A 3,262-nucleotide genomic window follows, 5' to 3' on the forward strand; every position below is an offset into this window, starting at 1 on the left:
GCAGGTATGGCGGCAGCACCCACAGATGGTTCTGGATGGGATGCGCTTGCAAGTGGTGTGAAGCATCTTAATGAAGGTGATAAACAAAGAGGGCAGGTTAATCAGACCGTCGAGTATCTGAAATCCAAAGGCTACAGTGAAGAAGAAGCTGCTGTCATGGCACGGAATCCTCAAATGCTTAGTGCATTGCTAACAGGTGGTGATACTCCTAAACTACTTGCGGGGCATGAATGGTATACCGATCCAGAGACAGGTGAACGTGGACAGAGACCGATGTCAGGGACTCTACAGGCATTGGAGTATAATCAGAAGCTACAAGCACAGAAAGAGTGGGAGGGTAAAAAGCAAAAAAATATTATTGCCACAAAACATCAGATGAACGCTGGGATAGATGCTATTCGTGATTCGATTGCACTCATTCGCAAACATAAGATTAACGGGTTTAAGGCGTGGGCTACGCGTGGAATTGGAGGAACTCCTGCGAATGAATTAGAAAATTTATTTGATACGATTAAGGGTGGTGCTTTAAAGGCGGTATTTGAGAGCTTAAAATCGATGGATCCTAGAGGAAGTCTTAGTGTTGGTCCTATATCAGATTACGAAAGTCGGACGATGGTAGCAACCTTTGGTTCTTTAGATTCTGCGCGTAATACAAAAGGGCTACTGAAAACTTTAGAAAATCTTGAAATAACATTTAATGCTTTAAATAAGCTTCAGAAAACTGATTTGCATGATTGGATGACGGGGAAGATAACCCCTCAAGAAATCTCTGATAAATATAATACTCAGAAAAAAGGCGTTATGGAGTTTGTGAAGGTATCCAGTCCCAAAGAGAGCGCTAAATTTGAGATAGGAACAAAAATTCAAGATGCAGATGGTAATATTAGAATAAAGAGATACTAAAATGCTTAATCATAAGAATGATAACGTTGGAAAACGTCAGGTTTGGAATGATGATCAGTATCCTATTATTGGACATATAACAGATTATAATAAACGCTCTTCAAATAGTCAGATTTGGAATGATGATCAATATCCTATTATTGGACACATATCAGACTATAACAACCATTCTGATGAGGAAGAAGCAGAACATCCCGAAATAAGTAGCAGTGAAGCCTTTTGGAATTCTTTAAAGCATGGTTTGAGTTTTAATTTAGATGATGAAATTGCGGGGATCACAGCGGCAGGACGTGATTCTGATGATGAGTTGGCAATAAGTGCTTTTTTGAATGGGCTTTACAACTATTGGACTGGAGATAAGAAAACCATAGAAAAATATGAGAAAGAAGCCAATAGAATACGTGATTATTATCGTAGGATGAGTGATCAACATTATTGGACTTCTTTTGCTGGAAATGCTTTAGGATCGGCAATCCCTTCACTTGCGACTTTAGGGGGAGGATTATTAGCCTCAGGAGCACGCTTTGTAGCGCCTACACTTGCAAGGAATGTGGCGGGGTCAAAATTAGGTCAAGCCTTTTTGAACACTGGTCAGTCATTTCCAAGTCGATTTGCAAGTCCATTTTTAGGCATCACGAACAAAACAACATTACCTCATTTGCTTAAAGTAGGAGCGGCATCTGGTGCATTACATGGCGCAGGAGAAGGCGAAGGACTTGGTAATACACTTACAAGTACGTTATCTGGTGCAGGTTTAGGAGCGGGCGGGGCATTGGTTGGAAGTGCTTTAGGTCATTTGGCTGGTTATCCGGTAAGCGGAATACGAAGACTTTTTTCTCCTTCTCATAAGCAAGGTGTTGCAACAGACACATTAAGAGCAATCAGTAAACATTTAGGTAAGGAGGCTTCTGAAGAGCTAGGAGAATCTTTTAAAAAAGCAGTTCCTACCGATTACGTAGCTGATCATAGTCCTTTTTTACAGGATCTTGTTTTTGATATCGCGAAAAGAAATCAAGGAGCTTATCTTGATTTGACTAAAAGAGCTGGGCAGAGAGCGCTGGAAGGAGGGGAGCGTATTCATCAAGCTGCTGATGAACACTTTGTTCCTCGTCAAAATGTCACAGGTTTAAAAGGTGATCTTATCGCGAGTAGGAAAGAAGCATCCCATACTCTTTATGAAATAGCTAAAAAGATACCAATAGGAGAGAAATATTATGGGGCACTTAATGAATTAATGGAGCGTCCATACTTTAAACAAGCTTATAATAAAGGGCTAAGGGGATTCATTAGTGATGGCAATAAAGCCAGTCCGTTTTCTTCTGAAAAATTTAGCCTTCTTAAAGAGAAACCCAACATGGGTATTCTCCATAAAACTAAGGAGGCTATTGATTTTATGATACGGGCAGAAAAGAGGCAAGGAAACAATAGCAAAGTTCGTAGCTTAGTAGAGATCGACAAAAAGTTATTAGAGATTATGGATGATATATCGTCTGAATATAAGAAAGGGCGGGCATTGTATCATCAATATAGTTCAGATGTAGATGCTATGGGTAAAGGTTCTAAAATCCTTAGCAAGTCGGTTAATAAGGATGAGTTCAGTAAAATCTTTGATGAATTACCAGAGGGAGAACAAGAATACTTTAAAAAGGGCTCAAGGGCAGAACTTTTACAAGGCATGGGTCAAACAAAAGACGAAGTGTCCACGGCAAAGGAGATTTTTGGTACGAATGATCTGTATAAACGATTTGCAAAGATTTATGGAGCCGATAAAGCTTCTGCGGTCAAGAAGGTTGTCGAAAAAGAAGCCGATTATGCAGATTTTTATAATAGAATACCAGGTCGTGTAGCGAATAAAGATATATCTTTTACGCATAATGTCAGTATGCCAACGGGTAAACGTGATGCAGCTGTACAATTAGCAAAAGCTGCTGGGAAGTCTGCTTGGATTCCTTTCAAAGAGGCGGCGTTTAGAGAGCGTCAACGGATTGAAAAGGATGTTGTCAAATTGTTAACAGGGGGGACACAGATTAAGAATGATCAAATTGTAGCTCTTATTCAACGCATGGTAAACGCGCATCATAAGGGATATGCGACAAAAGAATGGTTCAAAAAGCTTTCTGCTGCTTTGTTTGGAGGTGGGGGAAAAGCCTCAACGGAGGAGTTGAATTTATTGAGTGCATTTGAGTAAGGGAGGAGATTAGGCTATGACCCGTTATAGTCCTTCTGTTAATCAAGCGATACGGCAAACGGCAGCGCGATATGGTTTGCCAGAGAGTTATTTGTACCGTGTTGCGCAAGTGGAAAGTGGAGGGAATCCGAATGCAAGGAATCCCTACTCTTCTGCTGGTGGGTTGTATCA

2 protein-coding genes and 1 pseudogene are annotated in these 3,262 nt (G+C 40.6%); all 3 read left to right on the plus strand.

The features are described from left to right. Positions 1-903, plus strand: a pseudogene (locus tag ACFIKB_RS09010) (hypothetical protein); the annotation flags it as partial. 1 nt (position 904) lies between these two features. Then, positions 905-3,091 (plus strand): hypothetical protein, encoded by a 2,187-nt coding sequence (locus ACFIKB_RS09015; protein ID WP_375653408.1) that lies wholly within the window; start codon positions 905-907, stop codon positions 3,089-3,091. 16 nt (positions 3,092-3,107) lie between these two features. Next, on the plus strand, positions 3,108-3,262 hold a 155-nt coding region (locus tag ACFIKB_RS09020; RefSeq protein ID WP_375653411.1), incomplete at its 3' end, for a transglycosylase SLT domain-containing protein.

Source organism: Bartonella sp. MR110HLJHH, from assembly GCF_042194225.1.
GTDB classification, from domain to species: domain Bacteria; phylum Pseudomonadota; class Alphaproteobacteria; order Rhizobiales; family Rhizobiaceae; genus Bartonella; species Bartonella grahamii.